The sequence below is a fragment of the Sphingopyxis sp. 550A genome, assembly GCF_053569535.1.
This window is the reverse complement of record NZ_CM131615.1, coordinates 2,224,664-2,249,904: the sequence shown is the minus strand read 5'-3', so window position 1 is coordinate 2,249,904 and position 25,241 is coordinate 2,224,664. Positions and strand designations below refer to the sequence as shown.

At 63.6% G+C, this 25,241-nt stretch carries 27 protein-coding genes and 1 pseudogene; 21 read left to right on the top strand and 7 right to left on the bottom strand.

Translation table 11 applies throughout. The annotated features are described in order from the left end of the window. The 12 genes from ACVENA_RS10870 (at position 1) to ACVENA_RS10815 (ending at position 10,208) form a co-directional block, all read left to right on the top strand. Positions 1 to 336, top strand: coding sequence for a TrbC/VirB2 family protein (locus ACVENA_RS10870; RefSeq protein WP_449328809.1), 336 nt, complete (start codon positions 1 to 3; stop codon positions 334 to 336). Beyond that, complete coding sequence (locus ACVENA_RS10865; RefSeq protein WP_329626526.1) at positions 333 to 605, top strand: VirB3 family type IV secretion system protein; 273 nt, start codon at positions 333 to 335, stop codon at positions 603 to 605. Before ACVENA_RS10870 ends, ACVENA_RS10865 begins: the two co-directional genes overlap by 4 nt. Next, positions 599 to 3,055 (top strand): conjugal transfer protein TrbE, encoded by a 2,457-nt coding sequence (gene trbE, locus ACVENA_RS10860; protein ID WP_449328808.1) that lies wholly within the window; start codon positions 599 to 601, stop codon positions 3,053 to 3,055. The genes ACVENA_RS10865 and trbE overlap by 7 nt, the downstream gene beginning before the upstream one ends. Further along, positions 3,052 to 3,777 carry a P-type conjugative transfer protein TrbJ gene (gene trbJ, locus ACVENA_RS10855; RefSeq protein ID WP_449328807.1) on the top strand — a complete coding sequence of 242 codons (726 nt, stop codon included), beginning with the start codon at positions 3,052 to 3,054 and terminating at the stop codon, positions 3,775 to 3,777. Before trbE ends, trbJ begins: the two co-directional genes overlap by 4 nt. A gap of 122 nt (positions 3,778 to 3,899) precedes the next feature. Beyond that, on the top strand, positions 3,900 to 5,204 hold the full coding sequence (trbL, locus tag ACVENA_RS10850) for a P-type conjugative transfer protein TrbL (protein ID WP_449328806.1): 1,305 nt from the start codon (positions 3,900 to 3,902) through the stop codon (positions 5,202 to 5,204). 3 nt (positions 5,205 to 5,207) lie between these two features. Beyond that, positions 5,208 to 6,005, top strand: a complete 798-nt coding sequence (gene trbF / locus ACVENA_RS10845; protein WP_449328805.1) for a conjugal transfer protein TrbF — start codon at positions 5,208 to 5,210, stop codon at positions 6,003 to 6,005. Next, positions 6,002 to 6,823, top strand: coding sequence for a P-type conjugative transfer protein TrbG (gene trbG / locus ACVENA_RS10840; RefSeq protein WP_449328804.1), 822 nt, complete (start codon positions 6,002 to 6,004; stop codon positions 6,821 to 6,823). Before trbF ends, trbG begins: the two co-directional genes overlap by 4 nt. Then, positions 6,816 to 8,036, top strand: coding sequence for a TrbI/VirB10 family protein (locus ACVENA_RS10835; protein WP_449328803.1), 1,221 nt, complete (start codon positions 6,816 to 6,818; stop codon positions 8,034 to 8,036). Before trbG ends, ACVENA_RS10835 begins: the two co-directional genes overlap by 8 nt. Next, on the top strand, positions 8,029 to 8,256 hold the full coding sequence (locus ACVENA_RS10830; protein WP_449328802.1) for a DUF2274 domain-containing protein: 228 nt from the start codon (positions 8,029 to 8,031) through the stop codon (positions 8,254 to 8,256). The genes ACVENA_RS10835 and ACVENA_RS10830 overlap by 8 nt, the downstream gene beginning before the upstream one ends. Next, a complete protein-coding gene (locus ACVENA_RS10825; RefSeq protein WP_449328927.1) occupies positions 8,147 to 8,548 on the top strand; it encodes a helix-turn-helix transcriptional regulator in 402 nt (133 codons plus the stop codon). Before ACVENA_RS10830 ends, ACVENA_RS10825 begins: the two co-directional genes overlap by 110 nt. 78 nt (positions 8,549 to 8,626) lie before the next feature. Further along, complete coding sequence (locus ACVENA_RS10820) at positions 8,627 to 8,914, top strand: ribbon-helix-helix protein, CopG family (RefSeq protein ID WP_449328801.1); 288 nt, start codon at positions 8,627 to 8,629, stop codon at positions 8,912 to 8,914. Further along, entirely contained in the window at positions 8,904 to 10,208 is a 1,305-nt protein-coding gene (locus tag ACVENA_RS10815; protein ID WP_449328800.1) for a type II toxin-antitoxin system RelE/ParE family toxin, read from the top strand. The genes ACVENA_RS10820 and ACVENA_RS10815 overlap by 11 nt, the downstream gene beginning before the upstream one ends. 21 nt (positions 10,209 to 10,229) lie before the next feature. Here ACVENA_RS10815 and ACVENA_RS10810 read toward each other — a convergent pair whose 3' ends face one another. Then, positions 10,230 to 10,496, bottom strand: coding sequence for an EexN family lipoprotein (locus ACVENA_RS10810; RefSeq protein WP_449328799.1), 267 nt, complete (start codon positions 10,494 to 10,496; stop codon positions 10,230 to 10,232). Between the two features lie 517 nt (positions 10,497 to 11,013). On the opposite strand from ACVENA_RS10810, the gene ACVENA_RS10805 reads away from it, so the two are divergent. The 4 genes from ACVENA_RS10805 to ACVENA_RS10790 all read left to right on the top strand — a co-directional run bounded on the left by ACVENA_RS10805 (position 11,014) and on the right by ACVENA_RS10790 (position 18,157). Next, positions 11,014 to 11,541, top strand: a complete 528-nt coding sequence (locus ACVENA_RS10805) for an RNA polymerase sigma factor (RefSeq protein ID WP_449328798.1) — start codon at positions 11,014 to 11,016, stop codon at positions 11,539 to 11,541. A gap of 10 nt (positions 11,542 to 11,551) precedes the next feature. Next, positions 11,552 to 12,553 (top strand): FecR family protein, encoded by a 1,002-nt coding sequence (locus ACVENA_RS10800; RefSeq protein ID WP_449328797.1) that lies wholly within the window; start codon positions 11,552 to 11,554, stop codon positions 12,551 to 12,553. Positions 12,554 to 12,659: 106 nt separating this feature from the next. After that, complete coding sequence (locus ACVENA_RS10795) at positions 12,660 to 15,707, top strand: TonB-dependent receptor domain-containing protein (RefSeq protein WP_449328796.1); 3,048 nt, start codon at positions 12,660 to 12,662, stop codon at positions 15,705 to 15,707. Positions 15,708 to 15,730: 23 nt separating this feature from the next. Continuing rightward, on the top strand, positions 15,731 to 18,157 hold the full coding sequence (locus tag ACVENA_RS10790) for a prolyl oligopeptidase family serine peptidase (RefSeq protein WP_449328795.1): 2,427 nt from the start codon (positions 15,731 to 15,733) through the stop codon (positions 18,155 to 18,157). Here the strand turns inward: ACVENA_RS10790 and ACVENA_RS10785 are convergent. The 4 genes from ACVENA_RS10785 to ACVENA_RS10770 all read right to left on the bottom strand — a co-directional run bounded on the left by ACVENA_RS10785 (position 18,054) and on the right by ACVENA_RS10770 (position 21,352). After that, positions 18,054 to 19,724, bottom strand: a complete 1,671-nt coding sequence (locus ACVENA_RS10785) for an asparagine synthase-related protein (RefSeq protein WP_449328794.1) — start codon at positions 19,722 to 19,724, stop codon at positions 18,054 to 18,056. The genes ACVENA_RS10790 and ACVENA_RS10785 overlap by 104 nt on opposite strands. A gap of 125 nt (positions 19,725 to 19,849) precedes the next feature. Beyond that, complete coding sequence (locus ACVENA_RS10780; protein WP_449328793.1) at positions 19,850 to 20,440, bottom strand: lasso peptide biosynthesis B2 protein; 591 nt, start codon at positions 20,438 to 20,440, stop codon at positions 19,850 to 19,852. 60 nt (positions 20,441 to 20,500) lie between these two features. Continuing rightward, the gene (locus ACVENA_RS10775) at positions 20,501 to 20,644 is read right to left on the bottom strand and encodes a hypothetical protein (RefSeq protein WP_449328792.1); all 144 of its coding nucleotides are present in this window, start codon (positions 20,642 to 20,644) and stop codon (positions 20,501 to 20,503) included. A 126-nt stretch (positions 20,645 to 20,770) separates the two neighbouring features. Next, positions 20,771 to 21,352 carry a GntR family transcriptional regulator gene (locus tag ACVENA_RS10770; RefSeq protein WP_449328791.1) on the bottom strand — a complete coding sequence of 194 codons (582 nt, stop codon included), beginning with the start codon at positions 21,350 to 21,352 and terminating at the stop codon, positions 20,771 to 20,773. Between the two features lie 180 nt (positions 21,353 to 21,532). Between ACVENA_RS10770 and ACVENA_RS10765 the strand changes: the two genes are divergently transcribed. Next, positions 21,533 to 22,183: a helix-turn-helix domain-containing protein gene (locus ACVENA_RS10765; protein ID WP_449328790.1), complete on the top strand. Its 651-nt coding sequence runs from the start codon at positions 21,533 to 21,535 to the stop codon at positions 22,181 to 22,183. Here the strand turns inward: ACVENA_RS10765 and ACVENA_RS10760 are convergent. Then, a complete protein-coding gene (locus ACVENA_RS10760; RefSeq protein WP_449328789.1) occupies positions 22,180 to 22,725 on the bottom strand; it encodes a DNA -binding domain-containing protein in 546 nt (181 codons plus the stop codon). The two genes, ACVENA_RS10765 and ACVENA_RS10760, sit on opposite strands and share 4 nt — an antisense overlap. A gap of 16 nt (positions 22,726 to 22,741) precedes the next feature. Continuing rightward, the gene (locus ACVENA_RS10755) at positions 22,742 to 22,978 is read right to left on the bottom strand and encodes a hypothetical protein (RefSeq protein WP_449328788.1); all 237 of its coding nucleotides are present in this window, start codon (positions 22,976 to 22,978) and stop codon (positions 22,742 to 22,744) included. A 493-nt stretch (positions 22,979 to 23,471) separates the two neighbouring features. Here ACVENA_RS10755 and ACVENA_RS10750 point away from each other — a divergent pair, with 493 nt between their 5' ends. From ACVENA_RS10750 to ACVENA_RS10735, 4 genes and pseudogenes are all read left to right on the top strand, one after another. Continuing rightward, the gene (locus ACVENA_RS10750) at positions 23,472 to 23,711 is read left to right on the top strand and encodes a helix-turn-helix domain-containing protein (RefSeq protein WP_449328787.1); all 240 of its coding nucleotides are present in this window, start codon (positions 23,472 to 23,474) and stop codon (positions 23,709 to 23,711) included. 65 nt (positions 23,712 to 23,776) lie between these two features. After that, entirely contained in the window at positions 23,777 to 24,256 is a 480-nt protein-coding gene (locus tag ACVENA_RS10745; protein WP_449328786.1) for a S26 family signal peptidase, read from the top strand. After that, entirely contained in the window at positions 24,253 to 24,831 is a 579-nt protein-coding gene (locus ACVENA_RS10740; RefSeq protein ID WP_449328785.1) for a lytic transglycosylase domain-containing protein, read from the top strand. The genes ACVENA_RS10745 and ACVENA_RS10740 overlap by 4 nt, the downstream gene beginning before the upstream one ends. 126 nt (positions 24,832 to 24,957) lie before the next feature. After that, a pseudogene (locus tag ACVENA_RS10735) lies at positions 24,958 to 25,182 on the top strand (transposase domain-containing protein); the annotation flags it as partial. Positions 25,183 to 25,241 lie beyond the last annotated feature (59 nt).

The window sequence follows — 25,241 nt, the reverse complement described above, 5'->3', positions numbered from 1 at the left end:
ATGCGCCTGTCCCGCGTCCGCCAACCGAACAAGGCCGTAACCGCCGCGGCTGCGGCATTGCTCGGCATCGCCCTTGCCGCGACCGCGCAGGCCGCCGGATCGGGGATGCCGTGGGAGGAACCGTTGCAGCAGGTTCTGGAATCGGTCCAAGGCCCCGTTGCCAAGATCGTCGCCGTCATCATCATTATCGTCACCGGCCTGACGCTCGCGTTCGGCGAGACGGCGGGTGGCTTCCGCCGCCTGATCCAGATCATCTTCGGGCTGTCGATCGCGTTCGCCGCGTCGAGTTTCTTCCTGTCCTTCTTCTCCTTCGGCGGCGGGGCGCTCGTCGCATGATCGGCGCGGGCCAACACATCGAAGGCTTCGAGGCGCCGATACACCGCGCGCTGGCCGAACCCATCCTGCTCGGCGGCGCGCCGCGCGCCATCGCAATCGTCAATGGCACCGTCGCCGCCGCGCTTGGCCTCGGCTTGCAGCAATGGATTGCGGGGCTGGTGATGTGGGCGGCGGGTCACACGCTCGCGGTATTCGCCGCGAAGCGCGACCCCGATTTTGCGCCCGTCCTCGCTCGGCACCTCCGCCAACGGGGGTATCTGACATGCTGAACCTTCGCGAATATCGCAGCACCGCCGACCGCCTCGCCGATCATCTGCCGTGGGCCGCGCTCGTCGCGCCCGGCGTCGTGCTGAACAAGGACGGCAGCTTTCAGCGCACCTTGCGCTTTCGCGGGCCGGACCTGGAATCGGCGACGCAGGCCGAATTGATCGCGGCCTGCGCGCGGGCGAACAATGTCCTCAAGCGTTTCGGGTCCGGCTGGGCGATCCACTTCGAGACCGAACGGCGCGAGGCGCTGGGCTATCCCGACAGCGACTTTCCCGATGCGGCGTCCTGGCTGGTCGATCAGGAGAGGCGCGCGGCATTCGAGAGCGCGGGCGCGCATTATGAGAGCCGCTATTATGTAACGCTGACATTCCTGCCGTCGCCCGATCAGGCCGATACGGCGGGCCGCGCGCTGGTCGAGCGCAGCGATGATGTGAAAGGCCGCGACTGGCGGCAGGCACTCGCCAGCTTCATCGCCGAGACCGATAGGGCGCTCGACCTGTTCGCGGGCTTCATGCCCGAGGTCCGGGCGCTGACCGACGCCGAGACGCTGACGTTCCTCCACGGCACCATCTCGACGCGTCGCCATGCCGTCGCGGTTCCCGAAACCCCGATGTATCTCGATGCCATATTGATCGATACGCCGCTGACCGGCGGGTTGGAGCCGATGCTTGGCGACGAGCATGTGCGGACGCTGACCATATTCGGATTCCCGAATGTCAGCCGCCCCGGAATCCTCGACGCGCTGAACCACGAGGATTTCGGCTATCGCTGGGTGACGCGCTTCATCGCGCTCGACAAGACCGACGCGACCAAGGCGCTGACGAAGCTGCGCCGCCAATGGTTCAACAAGCGCAAGTCGGTGACGGCGATGCTGCGCGAGGTCATCTATAATCAGCCGGCGCAGCTTCTCGATTCCGACGCCGACAACAAGGTCGTCGATGCCGACCTGGCGCTACAGGCGCTCGGCGCCGATCATGTCGCCTTCGGTTATCTGACGACCACGATCACCGTGACCGACAGCGACCGCGGCCGCGTCGAAGAGAAGGTGCGCGCGGTCGAGCGGATCGTCAACGGGCTGGGATTTACCTGCATCCGTGAGACGATCAACGCCGTGGAGGCGTGGCTATCGAGCCTGCCAGGCCATGTTTATGCGAACGTCCGCCAGCCGATCGTCCATACGCTCAATCTCGCGCACCTGATGCCGCTATCGTCGGTATGGGCGGGACCGACGGGCAACGCGCATCTGGACGGCCCGCCGCTGCTCTATGCGGAAACCAGCGGATCGACGCCGTTCCGGCTTTCAACGCATGTCGGCGACGTGGGGCATATGTTGATCGTCGGCCCGACCGGCGCGGGCAAGTCGGTGCTGCTCGCGTTGCTGACCTTGCAGTTCCGGCGCTACCCCGATTCCCAAGTCTATATTTTCGACAAGGGTTTTTCGGCGCGCGCTGCGGTGCTGGCGATGGGCGGCGCGCATCATGCGCTCGGCCTTGGCGGCGAGGACGAAGGCGGGAAGGCCATCGCCTTTCAACCTCTACGGCATATCGACCGGGCGGACGAGCGGGCATGGGCGGCCGAATGGATCGGTGCCTTGCTCGCCCATGAAATGATCGTGGTCACGCCGGAGGTCAAGGAAGCGGTCTGGTCGGCGCTGACCAATCTCGCCGCCGCGCCGGTCGAGGAACGAACGCTGACCGGTCTGTCGCTGCTCTTGCAGTCTGCGCCGCTGCGTGTCGCGCTCGCGCCATATACGCTCGAAGGGCCATTCGGGCGACTGCTCGATGCCGCTGAGGACGACCTTGCGATTGCCGACGTGCAATGTTTCGAGACCGAGGCGCTGATGGGGCAAGCGGGCGTCGTCGCCCCGGTGCTGACCTATCTGTTCCATCGGCTCGAAGAGAGGTTCACCGGGCGGCCGACGCTGCTCATTCTCGATGAAGCCTGGGTGTTTCTCGACCACCCACTGTTCGCCGCGCGCATCCGCGAATGGCTCAAGGTGCTGCGAAAGCGCAATGTCGCCGTCGTGTTCGCGACGCAATCGCTAGCCGACATTGCGGATTCAACGATCGCGCCCGCGATCATCGAGAGCTGTCCGCAGCGCATATTGCTGCCGAACGACAGGGCGATCGAGCCGCAGAGCCAGGCGGCCTATGTCCGCTTCGGCCTCAATGCGCGGCAAATCGAGCTGGTCAGCCGCGCGATCCCGAAGCGCCAATATTATCTGCAATCGGCTCGCGGCAACCGGCTGTTCGAACTCGGACTAGACCCGGTCGCGCTCGCGCTGTGCGGCGCGTCCGATCCCGACACGCAAAAGGCCATCGACGCGCTCCTTGCCGAACACGGTCCGCGCGAATTTGCCGAGCGCTTCCTGACCCAAGCCGGCCTCGCATGGGCGGCCGACCTGCTTGCCGCCTTTCCCGCCGCCCGATCCCCCGAAGGAGAAGCCTCATGAAGAAATATGTCATCGCCGCTTTGCTCGGAACCGGCGCCATCGGCGCCGCGATGATCGCGGCCGTGCCGACGGCCTATGCCATCCCGGTCTTCGACGGCGCGAACTATTCGCAGAACCTGCTCACTGCCGCGCGCACGCTCCAGCAGATCAATCAGCAAATCCAGTCGCTCCAGAACGAGGCGCAGATGCTGGTCAACCAGGGCAAGAACCTCAGCCGCATCGACTTCCCGCAACTTGACCAGCTTCGCCAGACGCTCGGCGAGATCGACCGGCTGATGGGTCAGGCGCAAGGCATCGACTTTCGCGTCGATCAATTGGGCGAGCAATTTCGCCGGCAGTTCCCGGGCAGCGTCGGCGAGGTAATGGAACGCGACCAGCGCATCGCGGCGGCGAAGCATCGGCTGGACAATGAGATGGCATCCTTCCGCCAGACGATGGCGGTGCAATCCGGCATCGTCGAGAATGTCCGCGATGACGCCCAGACGCTCAGTGAGATAGTCGCCAAGAGTCAGGGTGCGGAAGGCAGCTTGCAGGCACAGCAGGCAACCAACCAGCTTCTTGCCCTCGCGACCAAGCAACAGTTCCAACTCCAGAACCTGATGGCGGCACAGTTCCGCAGCCAATCGCTCGAAGCCGCGCGGCGGACGCAGAGCGCGCGGGAAGCGCAGGCGCGAACGACGCGATTCCTCGGCGACGGCAAGGCCTACACGCCGCGCCAGTGAGCTTGGGGCGGCGCTGCGCCCCAGTTCCCCGACGAGCGCCGTTCCGTCGCGGGGCCGATTCCGCTCCCCTCTCTCCGGGACCGGTCCCGCGACACATTTCACCTTGATCCAGGAGTCTGCAGGTGCAGGATCTCAATGTCATCGACCAGTTCATGCAGGCGTTCATCGCCTATATCGACAGCGGTTTCGGGCTGCTCGGCGGTGACGTTGGCTTCCTGACGACGATCCTGATCGGCATCGACATCACGCTCGCCGGCCTGTTTTGGGCGCTCGGCGGTGAGGACGATGTCATCGGCAAGTTTTTGAAGAAGATTCTCTATGTCGGCGCCTTTGCGCTGATATTGAACAGCTTTCCGACGCTGACCGACATCATCTTCCGCAGTTTTGCCGGGCTGGGACTGACCGCGGGCGGCAGCACGATCGGTGCGCAGGATTTGCTGATGCCCGGGCGGCTCGCCGGCACCGGGTTCGATGCGGCTTGGCCGCTCCTTGTACAGGCGGCCGAACTGGTGGGGCCGATCGATTTCTTCGACAATTTTGTCCAGATCGCGGTGCTGGTCATCGCATGGGTCATCGTCATCGCGGCCTTCTTCATCCTCGCGATTCAGCTCTTCATCACCATTCTCGAGTTCAAGTTGACGAGCCTTGCGGGCTTCGTGCTGGTTCCCTTCGCACTCTGGAATCGCACCTCATTTCTCGCCGAACGCGTGTTGGGCAATGTCGTCAGTTCCGGCATCAAGGTCATGGTATTGGCGGTCATTGTTGGCATCGGTTCCAACTATTTCGCCGACTTCACCAGTGCGATAGCGGGCGAGGAAGTATCGATCGAGCAGGCGGTGTCTCTGATGCTCGCGAGCCTCGCGCTGTTCGGGCTTGCCATCTTCGGCCCCGGCATCGCCTCGGGGCTGGTCGCGGGCGCGCCGCAACTTGGCGCCGGTTCCGTCGTCGCGACAAGCGCATTGGCCGCAGGCGGCTTCGCGATGGGCGGCGCCGGCGCTGTTGCCGCTACGCGGAGCGTTGCCGGCGCCGGTCTCGGGGCGCTTCGCGCCGGAACGGCGATGGGGAGCGCCGCTTCGACCGCCTACAAGCTGGGCCAGGAAACGTCCGGGGCCGCCACGGTCGGCGCCGGCATCGGTGGCATGGCTTCGGCCGCCAAAGGAGCCGCCGCCAACCGGATGCACAATGCCCTCGGCCTTCGCGCTGCCGCCGCGCGCGGTCAGCAAGCCGCCTGGGCTGCGGGAACCAGCCGCGCATCGAGCGCGGTCGGCGGTAGCGCCGCAGGTGGCGACGCATCGCCGCCCGCATGGGCACAAAAGCTCCACGCCACCCAAGCCAGCCGACACCGCCGTCAGATGGCGATCCACGCCGTTCAATCGGGCGATCGCGGCGGCGCCGGAATTACACCGGACATCAAGGAAAGGGATTAAACTATGAGATTCAAACGATCCATGCAGCGCTACGGGCGGACGCCGGAGCCCGAAACTCCCTATCAACGCGCAGGACAACTATGGGACGAGCGCATCGGCGCAGCGCGCGCGCAGGCGAAGAACTGGCGGCTGATGGCGTTCGGCGGCCTGTTCCTCACGATCGGCCTGTCGTCCGCGCTGGTGTGGCAGTCGATGCAGAGCCGTGTTGTGCCCTATGTCGTCGAGGTCGACACTCTCGGTGAGGCGCGGGCGGTCGCGCCGGCAGACACGGAGTATCAGGCGACCGACCCGCAGATCGCCTGGCACCTTGGCAAATTCATCACAAACGTCCGCTCGCGCTCGCTCGACCCGGTGTTGATGCGCGAGAACTGGCTGTCGGCCTACGACTTCGCGACCGAGCGCGCGTCGCTGTTCCTTGGCGAATATGCCCGCGCCGATAATCCGTTCGCCGATGTTGGCCGACGCACGGTTTCCGTCCAGGTGACGAGTGTTGTCCGCGCATCGGACAACAGCTTTCAGGTCAAATGGACCGAGCAGCTATATGAGCGCGGTAGCCTCGCCAGCACGTCGCGCTGGACGGCCATGTTGACCGTCAAGGTGCAGCCGCCACGCTCGGCCGACGTGCTGCGCAAGAACCCGCTCGGCCTTTATGTCGATGCGATCGACTGGAGCCGGGAACTCGACTCCGACGTCCTGAAGCCGCTCGAGCCTTTTCCGTCGCCCGAAGATCTGCTCGCGCCGCCTGCGGATTTTCCGCTCACCCCCGAACCCTTGCCAGCACCCGAAGGAAATAAACCATGATCCGCGCCGTCATTCTGTCGGTGAGCGTCCTTGCGCTCACCGTTCCCGCTGCCGCCCAGCCGACCACGAAGGTCGCCGCCGCCAACAAGGCCGCGCTGCGCGAGCCGGCGAGCGCAGGATTCGTCGGCGCGGTGCAAGTCTATCCCTATAATGACGGTAGCCTCTATCGACTCTATGCTGCGCCTGAGCGCATCACCGACATTGCCTTGCAGCCCGGCGAGACGATCACGTCGGTTGCCGCGGGCGATACGGTGCGTTGGACCGTCGGCGACACGACCAGCGGCAGTGGCGCGAGCCAGCGCACGCATATCTTCGTGAAGCCCTTTGCGGCGGGGCTGCGCACCAATCTGGTCATCACGACTGACAAGCGGGTGTATCACATCGAATTGGCGAGCCGGGCGACCGGCGCGATGGCGGCGCTGTCGTGGAGCTATCCGCAGGACGAGCTGATTGCGCTGCGCCGGGAGCAGGACGCGGCAGCGGCGGCGACGCCGGTCGCATCTGGTCTCGCCGTCGAACGACTCAATTTCAACTATGCGATTTCGGGCGACAAGCCATCTTGGCGGCCGTCGCGCGCCTTCGACGATGGGCGGCAGACATTCATCGAATTTCCGCCGTCGATCGCGGTCGGCGAAGCGCCGCCCCTGTTCGTCATCGGCGAGGATGGCAAAGCCCAGCTCGTCAACTACCGCGTCGCGGGTCGTTACTATGTCGTCGATCGCCTGTTCGGCGCTGCCGAACTACGCCTTGGTGGCAAGAAGCAGAAGGTCGTGCGGGTCGAGACGGTGCAGCCGAAGCGGAGGCGCGGCCGTGACTGAACCCGTCGAACCGTCCGCAAAGGCCGCACAGACCGCACCGCCCAAGGCCGATCCTGAAACTCTCGTGCTGCGCGCCGCGCCGGGGCGTGTCGCTCGTTTCCGTCGCGGAGCGATCGTCGCCATAGCCGCCGCAGGATCGACCGCGATTGTCGGCGTGGCGTGGCTGGCACTGAAACCGGCGAGCATCGGCATCGTCGCGCCCGCCGATGACAAGTTGCATCGCGCGAAAGCGCCCGCCGATGCGTTCGCGGGCGCGCCGACCAGCTATGGCGACGTGCCGCAGCTCGGCGCACCGCTGCCTGGAGATTTGGGACGCCCGATCCTCAACCACCAACGCGAAATCGGAATGGCGGATTCGAGTGACGAGGCCGCGCGGCGCGTAGCGCAGGAAGCGGAGGCCGAACGCCAACGTATTGCGGCCGAACAGCGCGCGGCGCGGGAGTCGGGCGTGATGCTGCAAGTCCCAGGGAATGTCGCATCTGCTCGCCCCGTCGCGGTTGAACCAGAACAAGTGTCCGAATTGCCGGCGTCCGTGGAGGCCGGAAACGATCCGAACGGGCAGCAGCGCAAAAATGCGATGATCGGCCGCACCAACGAGGAAAGCGACGTGAACCCGCACAGGTTGACCGCGCCCGTCTCGCCCTGGACCGTGCAGGCGGGCAGCGTCATCGCGGCCAGCCTGATAACGGGCCTCAACTCGGACTTGCCGGGGCTGGTAACGGCGCAGATCACCGAAAATGTCTATGACAGCGTGACGGGGCAAAGCCTGCTGATACCGCAAGGCTCGCGGCTCGTTGGCAGCTATGACAGCGTGGTCGCGTTCGGCCAGAGTCGGGCGCTGGTCGTCTGGCAGCGCATCATCCTCCCCGATGGATCGTCCATCCGCATCGACAATGTGCCGGCGACCGACACGCAGGGCTATGCGGGGCTGTCCGACCAGATCGACCGGCACACATGGCAGCTTTTGAAGGGCGTCGCATTATCGACCTTGCTCGGCGTCGGCACTGAACTCGGATGGAGCGATGGTGAAAGCGACCTTGTGCGCGCTATTCGCCAATCCACGCAGCAGAACGGAACGCGGGCTGGCGATCAGCTCGTTACCCGCGATCTCGATATTCAGCCGACCTTGCGCGTCCGCCCCGGCTGGCCGCTTCGCGTCGTCGTCCACAAGGATATTGTCGTCGGGAAGCCGTGGGGAGGCGGGCGTGGCTGATCTCAAATTACCGAAACTGCCCGAGCGAACGCCGGTCAAGATTACGATCAGTGTCATGCCGGACCTGCTCGAGGCGCTGAATGCCTATGCTGACACTTACGAAGCCGCATATGGCCAGCGGGAGTCGGTTCCGGACCTTATCCCGTTCATGCTGGATAGCTTCCTTGCCAGCGACCGCGGCTTTGCAAAGGCTCGATCGTCCCGTTCGCGGCGGAAATAGCGCGATGCCCGAAGACTGGGGCGAGCCCGAACGCTTCCTGAAACTGCCAGAGGTTTGCCGCCGGGTCGGGCTCGGCAAATCTATGGTATATCTGATGATCCAGCAGGGCCGTTTCCCCAAGCCCTATAAGCTCGCCCCTTCCGCCTCGCGATGGAGCGAACGCGAAATCGTCGCACGGATTGCGGACGTAAAAGACGGTTTCGAGGGGAGGCAGCGATACGTAGGAGAGGGGGGAGTGTATCCCTTAGCATGGATTTCGGACCACTCTCGACGACCGGATAGGGTGGCATAGCGGCATCGCTATGGTTACCCATCCTATAGTGTGTTACATTTGATTCAACGAAATGCTGACGGGAGAAGAAGACGGACGATGACCGATGTCACCTTCACATTCCGGCTCGACCGGCCTTTGAAAGAGGCCTTCGCCGCGATGGCTGAGACGCGCGACCTGTCGGCGGCGCAACTCCTCCGCCGGATGATCCGCGAAGCCGTCGAACGCCATGAAGAAGAGGTCGCGCACGAGCGTTGGCTGCATCGCGAGATCGACGATGCGATGCACGATACCGGCAAGCCGCGGTCGGAGCGTTTCTCGAACGAGGCGATCACCGGGGAGTGGGAACGGGAGAGGGGCGAGATAGAGCGCCGTGATGAGTCCTGAATCCCTGCCAATCTATTGGTTGCCCAAGGCGAACGACAGTCGAGCCCGCCAGCTCGGATATCTCGCAAAGCGTAACCCGAAACTTGCTATCGCCGTCGGCGATGCCATCATGGCGGCGGTGGCGAAGCTCGCGGACGATCCCGATCTGTCGCGTGTTGGGCGGATCGCCGGTGCCCGTGAATATCGGATACCCGACACGCCCTTCCTGCTTGTCTATCGGATCGAACAGGAAGCGGTCGTCATACTGCGTTTGCTGCATCACCGGCGACGTTTTGTGACGGCCGAGGATGCGGGTATCGACCGCAAGGACAAGCGCAAGCCGCTGGCGCCGCGCACGATGGAGGCGATGACGAAGGCCGTGAGTGATTTGCAAGCTCGCATCGCCAATCTCCCCCGCCGCGCGCAGCGCGACATGGAAAGCGCCGTCCAGATTCTGCTCGAGGAATTCGCGAAGGCGACCGGCGGCAGCACCGCGGATCATCGCCGCAACGGCCGCGTCCTCAAGATCATCCTCTTCGGTTCCTACGCGCGCGGCAAGCATGTCGTCGATCCGGTCGGTCGTTATTTCTCGGATTATGATCTGCTCGTCATCGTCGACCACGAGGATCTGACCGATGCGTCCAAATATTGGTACGAAGCGGAAGACCGGATGGTCGACATGCTCACCGAGCGCGGCTGGCCGCAGCCGCTCAATCTGATCATCCATAGTCTCGACGATATGAACTATCAGCTCCGGCGAGGCCGGTATTTCTGGGTCGATATCTATAAGGAGGGCATCGCGCTTTTCGAGGAGCCGGGGCATCCGCTGGAGAAACCCGGTGAACTGAGCGCGGAGGAAGCGCGCGAAGAGGCGGAGCTATATTACGAAAATAACTTCTCCGGTATCGATAGGTCGCTCGGTTTCGTTCAGTATGCTCGTGGGCGGGCGCAATCCGAACATAATCCCAAAGAACAAGCAAAATGGCGAAACGAGGCCGCCTTCAATCTTCATCAAGCGATGGAGCGGGCCTATTATTGTATCATGCTGGTGCTGGTTCTCTACCAGCCGAAATCGCACAATCTCAACTTCCTGTCGAAGCGCGCCGAACAGCTCGATGAGCGCCTGATGGGGGTCTGGAAGACCGACACCAAATTCGGCAAGCGCTGCTATGAACTGCTGCGCGCCGCCTACGTCAAGGCGCGCTATTCGGAGCATTACAAGATCGACGACAACGAACTCGACTGGCTGACCGACCGTATCACCGACCTGCAAACGCTGGCCAAGGCGATCTGCGAAGAACGGCTTGCGCAGTAGCGTCATTAGCCCTCATCTTCTTTAAGGGACATTGGTAGCCTGGCGAGGCGTGTACGCTTTGCCGTCGCCGAGGAATCTTTTGGCCCGCTCCTTGGCATCTGTCTGATTGACTGCCAATTCGGCGTTGTCGCATTCGCCTCCGCGAACTGACCCGTCCCGGCAACCCTCGACGACCTGCCGAGCCTCGTCGATATGAGTGTCGAAATATTGCTTGCTGCGCGGTTCCGCCTGACCACAGCCGGAGATCGCCGTTCCGATGAGCGTTGCTCCGATGACGCGGGATTTCATGGGATCCTCCTGTTCTGCGCGGCAAGCGTATCATCCGATCCGGGGGAGGACCAAATCGGTGGTCCACGCGGATTGCTGAATGAGACGCCGCCTGATAGGCCATTTTCCGGTGCCGCGTTATGGATCGGACTTCGTGCCGGGAGGGGTGTGGCAACGCACAGGCGTGTTCGGACAGATCGCGGGCTTCTGCATAGGAGGTTCCAACACCCACCCCTCCCATCATTTGCCTTCTTTTTGACGGCCCAATTGAAAATTGGCCGAAATCTGCGGATTATTTCGGGCTTGTCATGATCGGCGAAATGACTCAGTCTAACGGAGCCACTGGAAGGCCAGTGGCAGGGGCGTGGAACCCCCTATGCAATGAACCGCCCCGACGCCTCGCTGCGGCGAAGGGTTATCGGCTGTTTTCGGCCGACGATGGCGTGCCGCTATCCGCGCGCCCGCTGCGCTCCCGCATGGGTGTTCCCTGCGGCCGAAAGGCCGGCGCCTCTTCCTCGAGAGGTGAAAGGGTGGCGCGGTGGCCGACTCTTTTCTCAAGGTGGCAGACCCGCTGGACCCGAGTGATGTCGAGGGGCGAGCGCTGCGCGAATGGCACGGCTCCCATTCGGCTTGGCTGCACGGTTTTCTATGCCGGACGCTCCGCCTTCAACCTTCGGATGCCGATGATATCGTTCAGGACACATGGTTGCGGGTTATCCGCACCTCTCTGGCGGACGTCGAGCATCCGCGTGCGTATCTTTCCCGTATCGCGCTCAATCTGTTTCGCGATCGCTTTCGCCGCGACAAACGAAGGATCGCACATCTGCGCCTCGTTCGCGCCGAGGAAAGCATCAATCCAGCCGCGATGGCGGAGCAGGAAAGCCTGCTTGAACTTGAGCGCGCGATTCTCGATTTGCCCGAAAGCCTGCGTGATGTATTTGTGCTCAGCCGATTTCGGCGGCTGACGAACAAGGATATCGCCGATCAACTCGGGATCTCGGTGAAGACGGTCGAATGGCGCATCGGCAAGGCGATCGAACTGTGCGCCAGCAGGTTGCGGAGCTAAGCGGCGGCCTATGGACGACAAGGACAGTGAAGCGGAACGGCGGCGTGCCGAGGCAGCACAGTGGTTCGCTCGGCTGAAGACGCTTCCCGTGTCGCAAGGCACTCTCAATGACTATTTCGCGTGGCGGCGGCAGCCCGGCAATGCCGAGGCGTTCGAGGAAGCCGAACGCTTTTGGTCATCGGCCGACAAGGTCGGCGAGCGACCGGGCATTTTGCGTGCGATCGAAGATGCAACCGCCCGCCGGCGTCGCCGCACGCCTTTCCGTGCATTGCCGCGGTCGGCCTTCTGGCTGGCTGCGAGCTTGGTTCTCGTCATCGGCATCGCGGCTGGCTACTCGTTTCTCGCTCCCGCCGGACAGAGCTATGCGACAGCCGCGGGCGAGCATCGGACCATTGCCCTCCGCGACGGATCGCGCCTCAGCCTGAACAGCGCCACCGAGGTGCGCGTCCGCTTCACTGGGGAGGAGAGGCGGCTTGTTCTCGGGGAGGGGCAAGCCTTGTTCAACGTCACTAAGGACAAGGCACGGCCTTTCACCGTCAAGGCTGGCGACGTGACCGTCACGGCGACGGGAACCCGGTTCGACGTTTCGCGGCACGGCGAACGCATTCTCGTCACCCTGATCGAAGGCGGCGTGACGGTGCGCGCGCCCGATGGCTCGGTCGATCCGTTACGGGCCGGCGAACAATGGCAATGGCCGGTGAAGGGCCCCCGCGTCCGAAAGGTCAAAGCCGATGCGGTCGCCGCGTGGGCGGAGAAGCGGATTGTCTTCGATGGCGCGCCGCTTGCCGAAGCGCTGGCCGAGATGAACTGGCATGGCGGCTCGACCGTCATGCTCGACGCGGCCGATTTTGGTTCGAGGCGCATCAGCGGCTCGTTCGAAGCGGGCGATACCGCCAGCTTCGTGACTGCGGTCACGGCGTTCCTGCCTCTGCGGCAGAGCATCGATGGTCAGGGGCGTATCCATCTTATCGCAGATCGGAATCGCGAGCAGGAAAATTCCGCCGTCCATTAGGGTCGCATGCATCGCCGCACGTCTCATCCCCGACAGCAACGACGCAGCGAAGGCTTTCACCCTCGACTGTGCGACAAATTGGGGATAAGTGATGCTATTGAAATGGATGGTTGCAATTTTCCGCTGCACGACCGCCTGCATGGTCGTCGCGAGCGCGGTCGCGGTGGGCGCTCCGGCTCAAGCGCAATCGGCGCGCAACGGTATCGCGTTCGATATTCCCGCGGGGTCGCTCCAGTCGGCGCTCACCCTGTTCGCCGACCAATCGGGATTGCAGCTCATCTATTCGCCCGACACGGTCGCGGGCCGGCGCGCTCCTGCCCTCAAGGGACGCTTGTCGCCGTCGGCCGCCTTGCAACGGCTGCTGGCCGGCAGCAACCTGCGGGTACGGCGCGTCAACGACAAGGTGATCATGATCGAGCCGCGCCAGCGGCTCCGGCGGTCCGGGAACCCAATATCCGCGTTGCCAGTAGATGCCGGAGCCGCCGCTCGCTCGGCGGCACAAAGCAGCGGGTCGGAGTCGAGACCGGATTCAAGGGATATCGAGGAAATCATCGTCACCGGATCGAACATCCGTGGCAATGCCCCGGTCGGTTCGCATGTGCGGACGATCGACCGCGAGGAAATTGAGCGCAACGGTTATTCGACCGTTGCCGATCTCCTCCAGAGACTACCTGGCAATTTCGGTGGCACGGCGACCGAGCAGAGCGCGCTGTCCTTTACCGATCGCAGCGGGACCAACGCGACGCTTGCGACGGGGGTCAATCTTCGCGGTCTTGGTGCGTCGGCGACCCTCGTGCTCGTCAACGGGCGGCGTATCGCCGGGGCCGGTGCCCTCGGCGACTTCGCGGACGTATCGACCATCCCGATGAGCGTCGTCAAACGCGTCGAGGTGCTGATGGACGGTGCGTCGGCCATCTATGGCTCGGACGCGGTCGGCGGTGTCGTCAACATCATCATGAAGGACCGGGTCGAAGGCCTCGAAACCGGAATGCGCTATGGCACCGTCACCAAGGGCGGCCTGCGCGAATTCCAGATTTACCAGACCGCCGGGACGGCTTGGGATAGTGGCAGCGCGCTGCTGTCCTATGAATATTATAACCGGACCCCGCTGCTGGCGGACGACCGCCGCTTCGCACGCTCGGCGGACCTCAGGCCGCTCGGCGGGACCGATCACCGCTATGTCTTCAGCTCTCCCGGAAATATTCTGGGCTTCGATCCCGGCACGGGTGGCTTCGACGTGTCCTATGCGATACCGCGCGGGCAGGACGGGACCAACCTGCAGCCAGCCGATTTTCTCGCGGGGGCCGTCAATCTGGAGGATTATCAGCGCGGGGTCTATCTCTCGCCGCGACAGAAGCGACACAGTCTCTATGCATATATCGGACAGGATATCGGCCAGTCGGTCCGATTGTCGCTCGAAGGCCGCTACACGCGGCGGAGTTTTGAAAGCCGGAGCTCGGGTTACGCGACGATCTTGACGGTCACGCCCGATAATCCCTGGTTCGTGTCGCCGACCGGCGCGTCCTCCGATCTGATCGGCTATTCCTTTGGACGCGAAATCGGCACGACACGCGATACCGGTTGGTCGGACACCTTCGGTCTCGTCGGCGCTGTCGATATCGATCTTGGCAAATCGTGGAAGCTTTCGGCCTATGGCGCCTATGCTCAGTCCAAGGAATATCATCTTACCGACAATCTGCCCAACGAAGCGATCATCGCCGAAGCTCTCGGCACGATTCCCGACGACCCGGCCACGGCCTATAACCCGGCGCGCGACGGCTATTTCAACCCCTATGGCGACGGCAATGCCAATCAACCGGCTGTTCTCACCGCCATCGGCAGCGGTTATACGGAAAGCCGCAACGCGAACCGCGTCACCACGGGCAATCTGCAAGCCGACGGTCCTCTGTTCGATCTTCCGGCAGGCGCGGTCCGCCTCGCAACCGGTGCGAACATTCGGCGCGAGTCCTATGAAAGCCGCTATTCATCCTTTTTCGTGACGCCCACGCCGAGGATCGGAACCCCGGTCGAGCGCGTCCGGACGATTGCCGCTGCCTTTGCCGAGCTGCGCGTCCCGCTTTTCGGCGCCGAGAATGCGCGGCCCGCTTTTCGACGTCTCGATCTTTCGCTCGCCGGCCGCATCGAACATTATCCGGACTTCGGAACCACGGCGAACCCCAAATTCGGCATCACCTGGACGCCCGTCGATGGCGTCACGCTGCGCGGGACCTACGGAACCTCCTTCCGCGCCCCCAATCTCGCGCAATTGCGCGGACAGTCGGGCGTCAGCGGCGCGTTCGTGCCGAACGCCAATGGGGGAACGGTGCGCGTTCTTCAACTCGCAGGGGGCAATCCCGACCTTGAGCCTGAGCGTGCGCTTAGCTGGACGGTCGGTGCGGAACTCGCACCAACTGCGCTGCCAGGCCTGCGCGCCCATGCGACGCTCTTTCGAACCATCTTCGACCGGCGCATCGATCGGCCGGCGGGGCTGCGATTTCGCGAGACGCTCACCGATCCCGATCTCGCGCCCTTTGTCCGGCTCGTCGATCCCGCGAACAATGCCGCCGACAGGGATTATGTTTCCGCCCTGATCGCCAGGCTCGCCGGGGGCGACGCCTCCTTCCCGGTCGACAGCATCGCCGCGGTCATCGACACCCGGTTCGTCAACACCGCCACGACCGACGTCCGCGGGATCGATCTGGCATTAGGCTATACGGTGCAAAGCGGTGCCGACATCTTCGCGCTCGATGCAAATGGGGCCTGGCTTCTGGCGTTCCGCGAGCAAACGACGCCGGTGTCCGCCGTCGTCGATCAACGCAACTTGGCCGGACGGCCCGTCGATTTTCGCGGGCGGGCAACGGCAAGCTGGCGACGCGGCGGTTTTGATGCGCTGGTCGGCGTCAATTTCGTCAATGGCTATCGTGATGATCTCACCGGTGCCCGCATAAGCTCCTGGATCACCGTCGATGCGCATCTCGGCTGGAACGCGTCCGACGACAGCCCGCTTCGAGGAACGAGCATCGCGCTCAATGTGCGCAATCTCTTCGATCGCGATCCGCCCTTCTATGATGCGCTGACCGGACTCGGCTATGACGCCGCCAATGCCGATGCCGTCGGCCGCCTCGTCTCGATCCAGATCACCAAGCGCTGGTAAGCATCATGTTCAAGCGCGCGCTTATGGCGGCCGCGCTCCTGCTTTCGCTCGGCACGAGCGAGCGGGCAGCGGCCCGGGCCTTTACCGTCGATGATCTTCTCCAGACCGAGGGGTTCGGCAAGACCTTGTTCGACCCAGAGAATCGGTGGTTGGTCTTCGAACGGCTCGAACCTTTCCTGGTGATGAGCCGCTTCGACATGTTGCCGAGTCACGATGTTCTGCGCTCACGATTATATCGCGTCGATCTCGAGGCGCCGTGGCGTGCGGTTCCGCTGCTTCGCGATCCGGAGCCCGGCGTGATCGCCTATGGGTTCTCCACCGACGGCAGCTATCTCGCGGTAGGTCGGCTCAAAGACGACCGCTGGCAACTCGGCATCGTGACCATGGCGAGCGGGGCGGCCCGCTGGCTTGATGTCACCCCCGACTATGATCCCTTCTACACGACGCTCGCATGGAGATCCCCGAACACGCTCGTCGTAATTACGCTTTCCGGCGGCGAACTGCCGTGGCGGCTCCGTAGCCTAGACTATGCGGCCGAAGTCCTGCCCGAGCGGTGGCAGGCGACGCGATCGGGGCGTGCGTCCGCCGTCACCGTGATCGGCAGCGGCCGATTTCAGCAAGACGGCGCGGCGGCGCCCGGCAAGCTGCTGGTCGCGATCGATGCCGGGTCGGGAAAGATGCGGCGGCTCGCTACGGGGCGTTTCGTCTCGGTGGCGATGGCGCCGGGCGGTAGACATCTGGCGCTTGTCGAGCAGGGGGCTGACGCACCGGTTCCACAGGATCGCGCCGTCAGCCAGATCGACGTTCCCTTTCGGCAAAGGCTGGCCCTCTATGATCTGCGGCAGCACGAGTTGACGCGCCCCTGCGGCGATTGCGACCTGTTGTGGCGGCCTCAGTGGTCGCCCGACGGCAGGCATCTTGCCTTTGTTGCGCGGCGCGGAAGGCAGGATTGGAAGGACGCTGGATTGGTCCAATTGTCGATTGATGACCGGTCCCTCGAACGCCTCGATCCACCCGGTGTCCGTCCTGCCGTGACCGAATTTCCCGATGGGACCGCGCGCATCGCCTTTCATTGGCGCGGGACCGACCTTCTGTTGTTGGCCCGCGCGACGGGGACGGAGAACCCGCGTGTCGATTGGTATGTCGTGCGCCGGGATCGCGCATACCCGTTGACCTCGACGTTGGCCGAGGTCGGGCCCAGCCTGTCGACGACACCGGCTTGCCAGGCGGCGATGTCGACGGCCGACGGCATCTGGTGTCTTGATGCTCCGGGGCCGAGACGGCTTTTCGGCCCCGATGTTCAAATCTCCAATGGGCGGACGATCGGCTGGAAGGCGCGGTCCGGCGAAGTCTCGTTCATGGGCGACGTCCTGTCGGATCGCACAGTAACGACCGGCTCGAGCGGACGGATCGAAGCGGTCGATGTGCCAAACAATGGGCGGATGTTGCTTCTGCGCCGATCGACCGATCAGGGCGTCAAGTCGCTGACGCTCGTGTCGGACGATCGCGCCGAAACGATTGCGACGGCAAATGCCCGGCTTTCGGATGTCGAGCCAGCGCGTGCCCGAAAGCTGTCCTACAGACTCGCCGATGGGCGCGAAGCCATAGCATGGCTCTATCTGCCGCCGGGCGATCGAGATGGCCGGCCTTTGCCGCTGGTGGTAATCCCCTATCCCGGCGCGAGCTATGGCGACGCCGAGCCCGGCGGACAGGGGCTAGGTGCCGCCCGCTTCTATACGAGCGCCCAGATACTTGCCGGACGCGGTTATGCCGTGCTGCTGCCCAGCCTGCCGACGAGACCCTTCGTCACGAACGAGCCGCCGGCTTTCGTCGAGGATACGGGCCGCGCGGTAGACGCGGCGGTTGCGACGGGACTGATCGACCGCGAGCGCATCGCGATGTGGGGGCATAGTTTCGGCGGCTATGCGGTCGCGATGATCCTTGCTGATAGCTGCCGCTATGCGGCGGGAATCGCGTCGGCGGGGGTCTATGACCTGGCAGCGGTCACCGGGACGTTGGGGCAATCGACGCGGCTCGCACCCGAGATGGGTTTCGGCCCTGCATCCTATTTCGCATGGGCGGAGACAGGGCAGGGTGGGCTTGGCGTGACCCCGTGGACCGACCCCGCGCGATATATCGCCGCCAGTCCGGTCTATCAGGCGGGGCGGATTCGGACGCCCTTGCTGATCGTTGCCGCCGATAACGATCCATCGCCCCTGGCGGGCGCCGAACAGCTTTTCATGGCGCTCGCCCGTCAGGAAAAGGATGCGGAGCTGGTGACTTACTGGGGTGAGGGGCATGTCGTGGGCAGCCCGGCCAATCTGCGCGATTTCTATGAGCGTATCTTCAGTTGGCTCGAGCGGACGGCTTCGAATCCGAGGATGCGTTGCGATCCCGCCGGATCACATCCAGTCGATCGACCCAGGCCCGCGCCCATTGCTCGACGATGAGGGCCGCGAGAAGCTCGCCATAATAGTCGATTTGCATCAGGATATCGCGATCGAGCATCGCATCGAGTCGCTCGCCGTCGAGGACGCCATTCCGAACAAGCTGACCATCGAGCAGATACGACCGCAGAAAGGATGCGCTCGCGGCAAGCAGCCTTCCGAAATAGGAGTTGAGCGCGCCTTTGCCCCTGCGTTCTGCGATCGATGCTGGAAGAAACTTCCGGAAGGCGTGGCGTGCGAGCGCCCGGTCGCGTTGGCCCTCGGTAAGATGAAAGACGTCGGTCCCGATCATCAGTTCGACTAGCGGCTGTGAAAGCAGGGGATGCACCACGGTCAGCGATTGGCTTCGCCACGAGGGGCCGAACGCGCTGCGGTCGCCGGCGATCGCGTCAATTTGTAGCACCTTTGCGGGCGGCAGGCCTTCGAGATCACCGGCCCAGGTTGAGCGCGGTTCGCGCGCGACGGAGCCGAGGGGACGTAACGTCATCGCATCATCGAAGAATGCCGCGCCTCCGCCGGGGCCGATGCGGAAGGCATGGCGTGCCACCGTCCAGATCGACGTTTTGCTCCAGTGGGCAAGGTCCGCATAGGCTTGGAACGCAGTGCGGGGAAAGCTGGGGTCGGCGGCGATTATCGGTGTGGGATGCTGAAAAAAGACCGCGTCGCCGCCATGTCCCGTGATCAGCGTGTCTGCGCCCCGCGCCTCGGCGAAATTCGCGAGGAGGCGATCGTGCGCCAATGATGTGCTTCCAAGGCCCGGACGCACACCGATCGGCATGTCTTCGAGATCGGTCAGTGCGAACTCCCCCACCGGCATGAAGATCTCGTGCAAGGCGAGGGCATGGAGATGCGCTATGTCGCGGGCATAGCGCCGTTCGTCGCCTGCGGAATCGTCGGCGAACACATTGACGCCGCAACTGATCTCCTGTCCGGCTTGGGTGGCAGCGGCGGCAATGACGGCGGAATCGAACCCGCCCGATAATTCAAGGAGAGGGCGGGGATAGGCAGTCAGCCAGGCATCAACGCAGCGGGTCGTGATCTGGCGCAGCTCGTCGGCGCCCGCGGGCTGAGCGCGGTCATCATAATGACGGCGCGGCACCCACAAACGGCGTGCCAACGCATCGCCGTCGCCGAGTGTCAGCAAGGCGCCCGGTTCGAGCGTCTCGACACCAAGAAGGGGCGTGGCCTCCGCTACCGTTGACGAGGCGAACAGAAGTTCGCTGATCCGGCGCCAATCGATCGCGAGTTCGTCGGGGGCCGAAAGGCTAAGCCAGGGGAGGATGTCGGATGCAATGAGATGAAGCCCCGATCGCGACCAGCGAACCCCATCCCGCATTCCGATCGGATCGCGAAAGACCGAGACGTTCCCCGGCTCGCGCGTCTGCACGGCCAGATAGGCGCCCCAGAAATCATCGGAAAGCTTGCGACAGAGTTCGGCGAAATCGATCGTCTCGGCGAAAATCCGGTCGATCGAGCGCAGGCCGCCCGAAAATACATCGCCGATGAGGAAGCTGGGGTGGCCGCCGCACCGTCCGCTAATGACGCGGCCGCCTGCCTTGATCGCGATCAATCTTCCCGGTTCATCGAGCAGCAGCGTCCAGCTTGGGTGCAGCGCGACCAGATTTGCGCGAAGGCCGCGCGCCGTCGCTTCGGATGATCCGCCGTCGAGAGGCCATGACAGGATGAGAAAGGGTGTCATTGCGTCGCGGGCGCCGAAACCCAGATGATATGATAATCCTCGATCGCATGTGGAGCCTCGTTGAGAAGCTCGTCCTCTGCCGCGATCCAGCAATGGGCGCGAAACGGGAAAAGCTGTACGCCAAAGACCCAGTCCGCGCGAAAGCCGTATCGGGCCAGGAAATGCAGCAGGAAGAAGGAGCCGAACAGGCATTTCGGCCGCCGCGGCAACCATAGCCATAATGTCTGGAAGCGATCCGCCACATCGCGGATATCAAGGCCGTGCCCGCGGGGCTCCGCACGAAGCCGCTCTGCAATTCCGGCGAGCTCGTGCACGCTTCGTCCACGAAACCAAAGGTGGGATTGGATCAGCGCCTGGACGAAGCGTTTGATATCGCGAAGCGAGACCCGTGCGTCAGGTCGGGGGCGGGGCGGAATCCATTCGCCTCCAGCCAAAGGTCGATCCGATGCGTCCTCGGTCGAGGCGAGCGTCCGATATGCGGGGATCGGATGTTCGGGCTGATATGTGCAACTATAATCGTCGCCTTCGAGATCGAAAAGGACAAGGCCTTCGCCTGACCGAACTTCGAAGATTGCCGGGTCGATCACAACTAACCCTGAGGTGCGGGGCTCCGCACGCGTGTCGCGGACGAAACCCCGCACGGTCCGTCAGCCGCCAATCGTATAGCGTTTGACGCTCCCGGGTTCGAGATAGAGACCGTCGAAGCTCGACTGGGTGCGCTCGTTCGCTCTGCCCAGTTTGATCAGACCCTTGCGAGTCCGATCCTTCGGAAGTTGCGATGTCTTCTTCATGGCTTTTCTCCAGTACATCATCGGAAAATCGACTCAATTATCTGAGCCGCATTCCTATTAGGAAGACTATGGAAGAATTATTCAAATAATATTTTAAATATATTCATAATATACGCGACGGATTCTCTATTTGTCTGTCATGGCCTTCCAGATGGCGGCGGCCTCTTTCGCGCAGGCACGATGGAAATCGCGCGACGCCTTGCGCGCGGCGCTCGAGTTACCTTGTGTCAGTGCCAGCTTCAGCGTTTCGGTTAGGGCGTCATACCCAGCGACGGCCACCTCGTGGCTGCGCGCGAGGGCGAGGCGGCTCGACACATGATGCTGCATCACGGCCAATGCATCGTCGCTCGACCGCCGCGCGAGCGCCTCGAACATCTTCCATGGCATCGCGGACCGGACGCTGACCGCGCCGTCGCCTTGCCAGAGGTTCAGCAAGGCATCGACGATGCTGCCATGGGCAACATAATAGGTGCGGAGCGCGGTGCTGCTCACCGTGGCGGCATAGAAACCTTCGCCTGGCCGCTCGATCAACAGCCCTTGGCCGACCAACTGATAGAAGGCCTCGCGCACCGGGATGTCGCTGGTTCCAAGGCTATTGGCGATTTCGCGAGGCATGATCCGCTCGCCCGGATCGAGTGTGCCCCCTTCGATCCGTCGCATGACCGCCCGAATGACCTTCGGACCGGCCAGGCGGCGCTTGCCGCTCATCGTCTCACCGCCGTCATCATTCTGAAAAATTAGGGCGCGATCGCTGGATGGTCGAGTTTCCGCCATTCCCCACGCCCTCGGACGTCGCATAGCGAGGATCATCGGAGCAGCCGGTGCGGCGGTCCGCAGCTCTATTGCGGACGGTCCGCAAATTTGATGCGATGCTGCTCATCATCCCACATGGTGATTCCGGGCATCGCGAATAGAGCCAGATCTGGCTCAAAAACCCGTTTCCCCGTGAAATGGAATGACATAGGCTATGTTTTTGGCGGGCGACCCAATGGCGGAAAGCAAGCCGGGCAATTGCGGAGACTTGCAGGCATGGACCTATCGTCCGTCCAATTTTCCGAAGGACGGCAGATTCTGGCCCGCGCCGTTCGCGATATTCGGCGGCTGCGCGATCTGCGTGCGAACGTCGTTGCAGAGCGAATGGGTATGCCTTTGCGCAGCTACGAACTCTTCGAGGCCGGAGGCGGGCGGTTCGACATGCAACGGCTCTTCGCCTTCGCTGAGGCGACCGACAGCGACCCGTTCGCGATCATGCTGTCGGTTCCCTTCGAATCCCCCGAATTCGCGGTCGATTGCGCCGATACCAAGCTGGCGCTCATTCTGATGATGCACCTGCAAGGCTTCCACGAGGATCGCGGCGCCGACATCGCCTATCTTGATCCGCCCAACATCATCGGTGGCTTCGAGCGCGTGTTCAAGGAATTGGGCGCAAAGCTCGACGACAATGAAGCCTTCCTCCGTCAATGGTTCGAGGGGCGAAAGGGGGGCTCGATCAGCCTCGGTTCGTTGAGCGTGCGTGGCCTCAGGCGGCGGAAGGCTTAGCGGCCGCCAGCGACGAGCGCGAGATAGCCGCCCGCCACAAGGTCCCGGGCCTTGCCGATCAGACGCCGCGTCTTCATTCTGAGATAGTCGGATTCATGATCCCAATCGCTTGATACATGCGCCTCGCCGAAAAGGGCGATGGCCACATCGCGGGTTCGGGGCGAGCGTGCGAGGGCATTAACCGTCCTGAGCAGGAGCATATTTCGGTTCGCATTGGCCGCAGGCGCGGCGAGGGAACGCGGGACGCGTCCCAGCCGCATCATCGCGTCCCACTGTCGCAGCGCGAGCAAGCGGCGACCCAGTCGGCGACGCCCTTCGAGCCGATAAGCCAGCCGGACAGGGCCATTGAGCAGGGTTCCGTCGTGGATGCTGAGCCGAACGGCCGTGCGTCCGCGTCCGATCAATAGGTCCTCGCCCTTCGTATCCTTGAACAGGGTTGCCGAGCAAGCGAGGGCATGCAGGTCGAAAGCCTCGGTGTCGCCGGGTGGACAGGGTGCCGCAGCGGCCCGCACGGTCAGCGGATCATATTCGGCATCCCACATCAGCCGGGCGTCGGGACTACATCGGTTCGGCGTCTCGGCGAAAGCGCAGCGCCCGTTCGATCGAGGAGGCGAGCGGCGTAATGAGTTCGATCGGAGCTTGCGGGCTACCGATCTGGCTGACCGTTGCCGGCACGCCGCGGAAATCGGCCCGTCGTCGCAATATCTCCCACGCGAATGTTCGCAGGTCATCGAGACTGTTGGTCGGGGGCAGGTCGCGTGCGACGAGCGTGAAGCTCTCGGCCTTTTTTCTCATTGGCTTGGTCATCCTTTCCGTCCTAGGGACAAGGACGGATTGGGCGCCGGGACCCCTAAACGAAGTTCTGAATATCCTCGCTGGCCGCAAATTAGCGGGCCTTTACAGAGCATTTCGCGATGCCGCTGCGGCTCAGCGCAACCATGATGGGGCTGTCGCGCAAAGGCGTGCGGGGAATTCCGCTGCGTCAGTCATCGCCGCTGAGGGAAAAGGGGCGGGCGTTGGAACCTTTATGCAAAGGCCCGCTACTTCGGTCCGCGCCGGTCACCGATTACCCCCGGTCGCTGGCACGCACCTGTCTTACGGCGCCCGCGCTTGCGGCGTAGCCGCACTCGGCCGTCGTATCAAGGCAGGGGTCCGTGGGCCTGTACCGTCGCGCGGGGTCGGTCGATTCTGTCAGGGGCCATTTTCGACCATCCTGCGCAGCCTGTCTTGATGCTTTCATCCTGCCGGAAGGCCGCCGTCACGCGGCCATGATCCGGGGAGAAGGCCTGTGGACGATTACGATGCCAATGCGCGGGCCGAGCGGGCGCGACACGGCCATCCCTTTCTCAACACCGCACAGGCTGCGCACTATGTCGGTTTGCACTACCGCACACTCGAAGTCATGCGACGGCAGGGTCGTGGGCCCCGCTTCCGGCGGCACGGCCGCCACATCCGATATCATATCGACGATCTCGACCAATGGTCGTTGATGAACGGACAGGATCTCGGTTCGGGGGAGGCCGGTTGATGGCCGGAATTTCGCGCCGACCGTCCCGCCCGCGATGCCCGGCGCATGCGAGACGGGTGCTCCTCATGACGGGTGCGGGCCTGGCGTTGCTCGGCGCGGCGGCCGTGCTCGATGCGATCGTGCGGCCATCGCCGCGGTTCGTATGGAATCTCTCGGCCAGCGCGCCGCTTGGCCTCTACGCCGTCAGCAGCAAAGGCGAGATCGCCGCCGGCGATACGGTCATTGCACGCGTTCCGGCGCTCTGGCGTCTCTGGGCCGGCCGGCGACGCTACATTCCGGTCAACGTGCCGCTCGTCAAACGAGTGGCCGCGATACCCGGTGATCGCGTCTGTGCGATCGGGACACTCGTCCGGATCAACGGCCGCGGCGTCGCTATCCGCCGCCTTGCCGACGGGCGCGGGCGCGACATGCCGGACTGGCACGGCTGCACGACGCTCGGCCAGCGCGAATATCTGCTGCTGGGCGATGGCCCCGATTCTTTCGACGGGCGCTATTTCGGTCCAACCAGCCGTAACGACATCATCGGCAAGGCGCATCGATTATGAAGTCGGTGAGACTCTGGATGGTCTTGGTCGGCGTGGCGCTCGCGACGCCGGCCGAGGCCCGGTCGGTCGAGGCGTGGCGACCCTATATTGAAGAGGCGTCGACACGCTTCGGCGTTCCCGTCGACTGGATCGAGCGCGTCATGCGCGCCGAGAGCGGCGGCCGCACGACGCTGGACGGCCGCCCGATCACCAGCCGTGCGGGGGCGATGGGCCTCATGCAGCTCATGCCAGGGACATGGGCCGACATGCGCGCGCGGCTTGGGCTGGGCAGCGATCCCCACGCGCCGCGCGACAATATCCTGGCAGGAACCTATTATCTGCGCCTGATGTATGACCGCTTCGGCTATCCCGGCTTGTTCGGCGCCTATAATGCGGGACCGGCGCGCTATTCGGCGTTTCTGGTCGGGCGGTCAGGACTTCCTCGGGAAACGCGCGTCTATATGGCCGCAGTCGCGGATCGCGCGGCGTTGCCGGGTGCGAAGCTGCGCGCCGATACCTTCGCTTCGGCGCCGGATCGAGCCGCCATTGTCGATGGCCGCGAGGACATCCCGCAAATTTTCTTCATCCGTCGATAAGGCGGAAGGCGTGGAATTTCTCGGGATGGCGTGCGTGGTCGTGGCGCTCCCATGGCGAACTCGTCCCATAATGCTGCCTTCTAATCCAACGAAAGGATCGCACCATCAAACCATGGGGTCAAACACCTGGGCCGTAAAAACTGTCTGTTTGATGGCTCAAAGATAGGCGGAGATCGCGCCGCTGCTGTCTACTCCGTCATCGAGAGCGCCAAACTCAATGGCCTCGAACCGCTGGCCTATATTGCCGACGTCATCGCCAAGATCGCTGGCGAATGGCCTGCTGCCAGCTGGGAAGAACTCATGCCGTGGAACTGGCGGCCCGATCAGCAACCGATCGCCGCAGCCGCCTGATCTGCGGTCTCCAGCCCAAGCTCACTTCGCTGCGTCTGAGTGCCGATTCCCGCCAAGAT

Coding starts and splice junctions, on each gene's coding strand:
- ACVENA_RS10740 (WP_449328785.1), top strand. CDS start 24,253: ATGAAGTCGGTGAGACTCTGGATGGTCTTGGTCGGCGTGGCGCTCGCG.
- ACVENA_RS10770 (WP_449328791.1), bottom strand. CDS start 21,352: ATGAGCGGCAAGCGCCGCCTGGCCGGTCCGAAGGTCATTCGGGCGGTC.
- ACVENA_RS10815 (WP_449328800.1), top strand. CDS start 8,904: ATGAGTCCTGAATCCCTGCCAATCTATTGGTTGCCCAAGGCGAACGAC.
- trbF (WP_449328805.1), top strand. CDS start 5,208: ATGAGATTCAAACGATCCATGCAGCGCTACGGGCGGACGCCGGAGCCC.
- ACVENA_RS10760 (WP_449328789.1), bottom strand. CDS start 22,725: ATGTGGGATGCCGAATATGATCCGCTGACCGTGCGGGCCGCTGCGGCA.
- ACVENA_RS10765 (WP_449328790.1), top strand. CDS start 21,533: ATGGTGATTCCGGGCATCGCGAATAGAGCCAGATCTGGCTCAAAAACC.
- trbJ (WP_449328807.1), top strand. CDS start 3,052: ATGAAGAAATATGTCATCGCCGCTTTGCTCGGAACCGGCGCCATCGGC.
- ACVENA_RS10820 (WP_449328801.1), top strand. CDS start 8,627: ATGACCGATGTCACCTTCACATTCCGGCTCGACCGGCCTTTGAAAGAG.
- ACVENA_RS10825 (WP_449328927.1), top strand. CDS start 8,147: ATGGCCAGCGGGAGTCGGTTCCGGACCTTATCCCGTTCATGCTGGATA.
- ACVENA_RS10800 (WP_449328797.1), top strand. CDS start 11,552: ATGGACGACAAGGACAGTGAAGCGGAACGGCGGCGTGCCGAGGCAGCA.
- ACVENA_RS10870 (WP_449328809.1), top strand. CDS start 1: ATGCGCCTGTCCCGCGTCCGCCAACCGAACAAGGCCGTAACCGCCGCG.
- trbG (WP_449328804.1), top strand. CDS start 6,002: ATGATCCGCGCCGTCATTCTGTCGGTGAGCGTCCTTGCGCTCACCGTT.
- ACVENA_RS10810 (WP_449328799.1), bottom strand. CDS start 10,496: ATGAAATCCCGCGTCATCGGAGCAACGCTCATCGGAACGGCGATCTCC.
- ACVENA_RS10755 (WP_449328788.1), bottom strand. CDS start 22,978: ATGAGAAAAAAGGCCGAGAGCTTCACGCTCGTCGCACGCGACCTGCCC.
- ACVENA_RS10795 (WP_449328796.1), top strand. CDS start 12,660: ATGGTTGCAATTTTCCGCTGCACGACCGCCTGCATGGTCGTCGCGAGC.
- trbE (WP_449328808.1), top strand. CDS start 599: ATGCTGAACCTTCGCGAATATCGCAGCACCGCCGACCGCCTCGCCGAT.
- ACVENA_RS10775 (WP_449328792.1), bottom strand. CDS start 20,644: ATGAAGAAGACATCGCAACTTCCGAAGGATCGGACTCGCAAGGGTCTG.
- ACVENA_RS10865 (WP_329626526.1), top strand. CDS start 333: ATGATCGGCGCGGGCCAACACATCGAAGGCTTCGAGGCGCCGATACAC.
- ACVENA_RS10790 (WP_449328795.1), top strand. CDS start 15,731: ATGGCGGCCGCGCTCCTGCTTTCGCTCGGCACGAGCGAGCGGGCAGCG.
- ACVENA_RS10745 (WP_449328786.1), top strand. CDS start 23,777: ATGACGGGTGCGGGCCTGGCGTTGCTCGGCGCGGCGGCCGTGCTCGAT.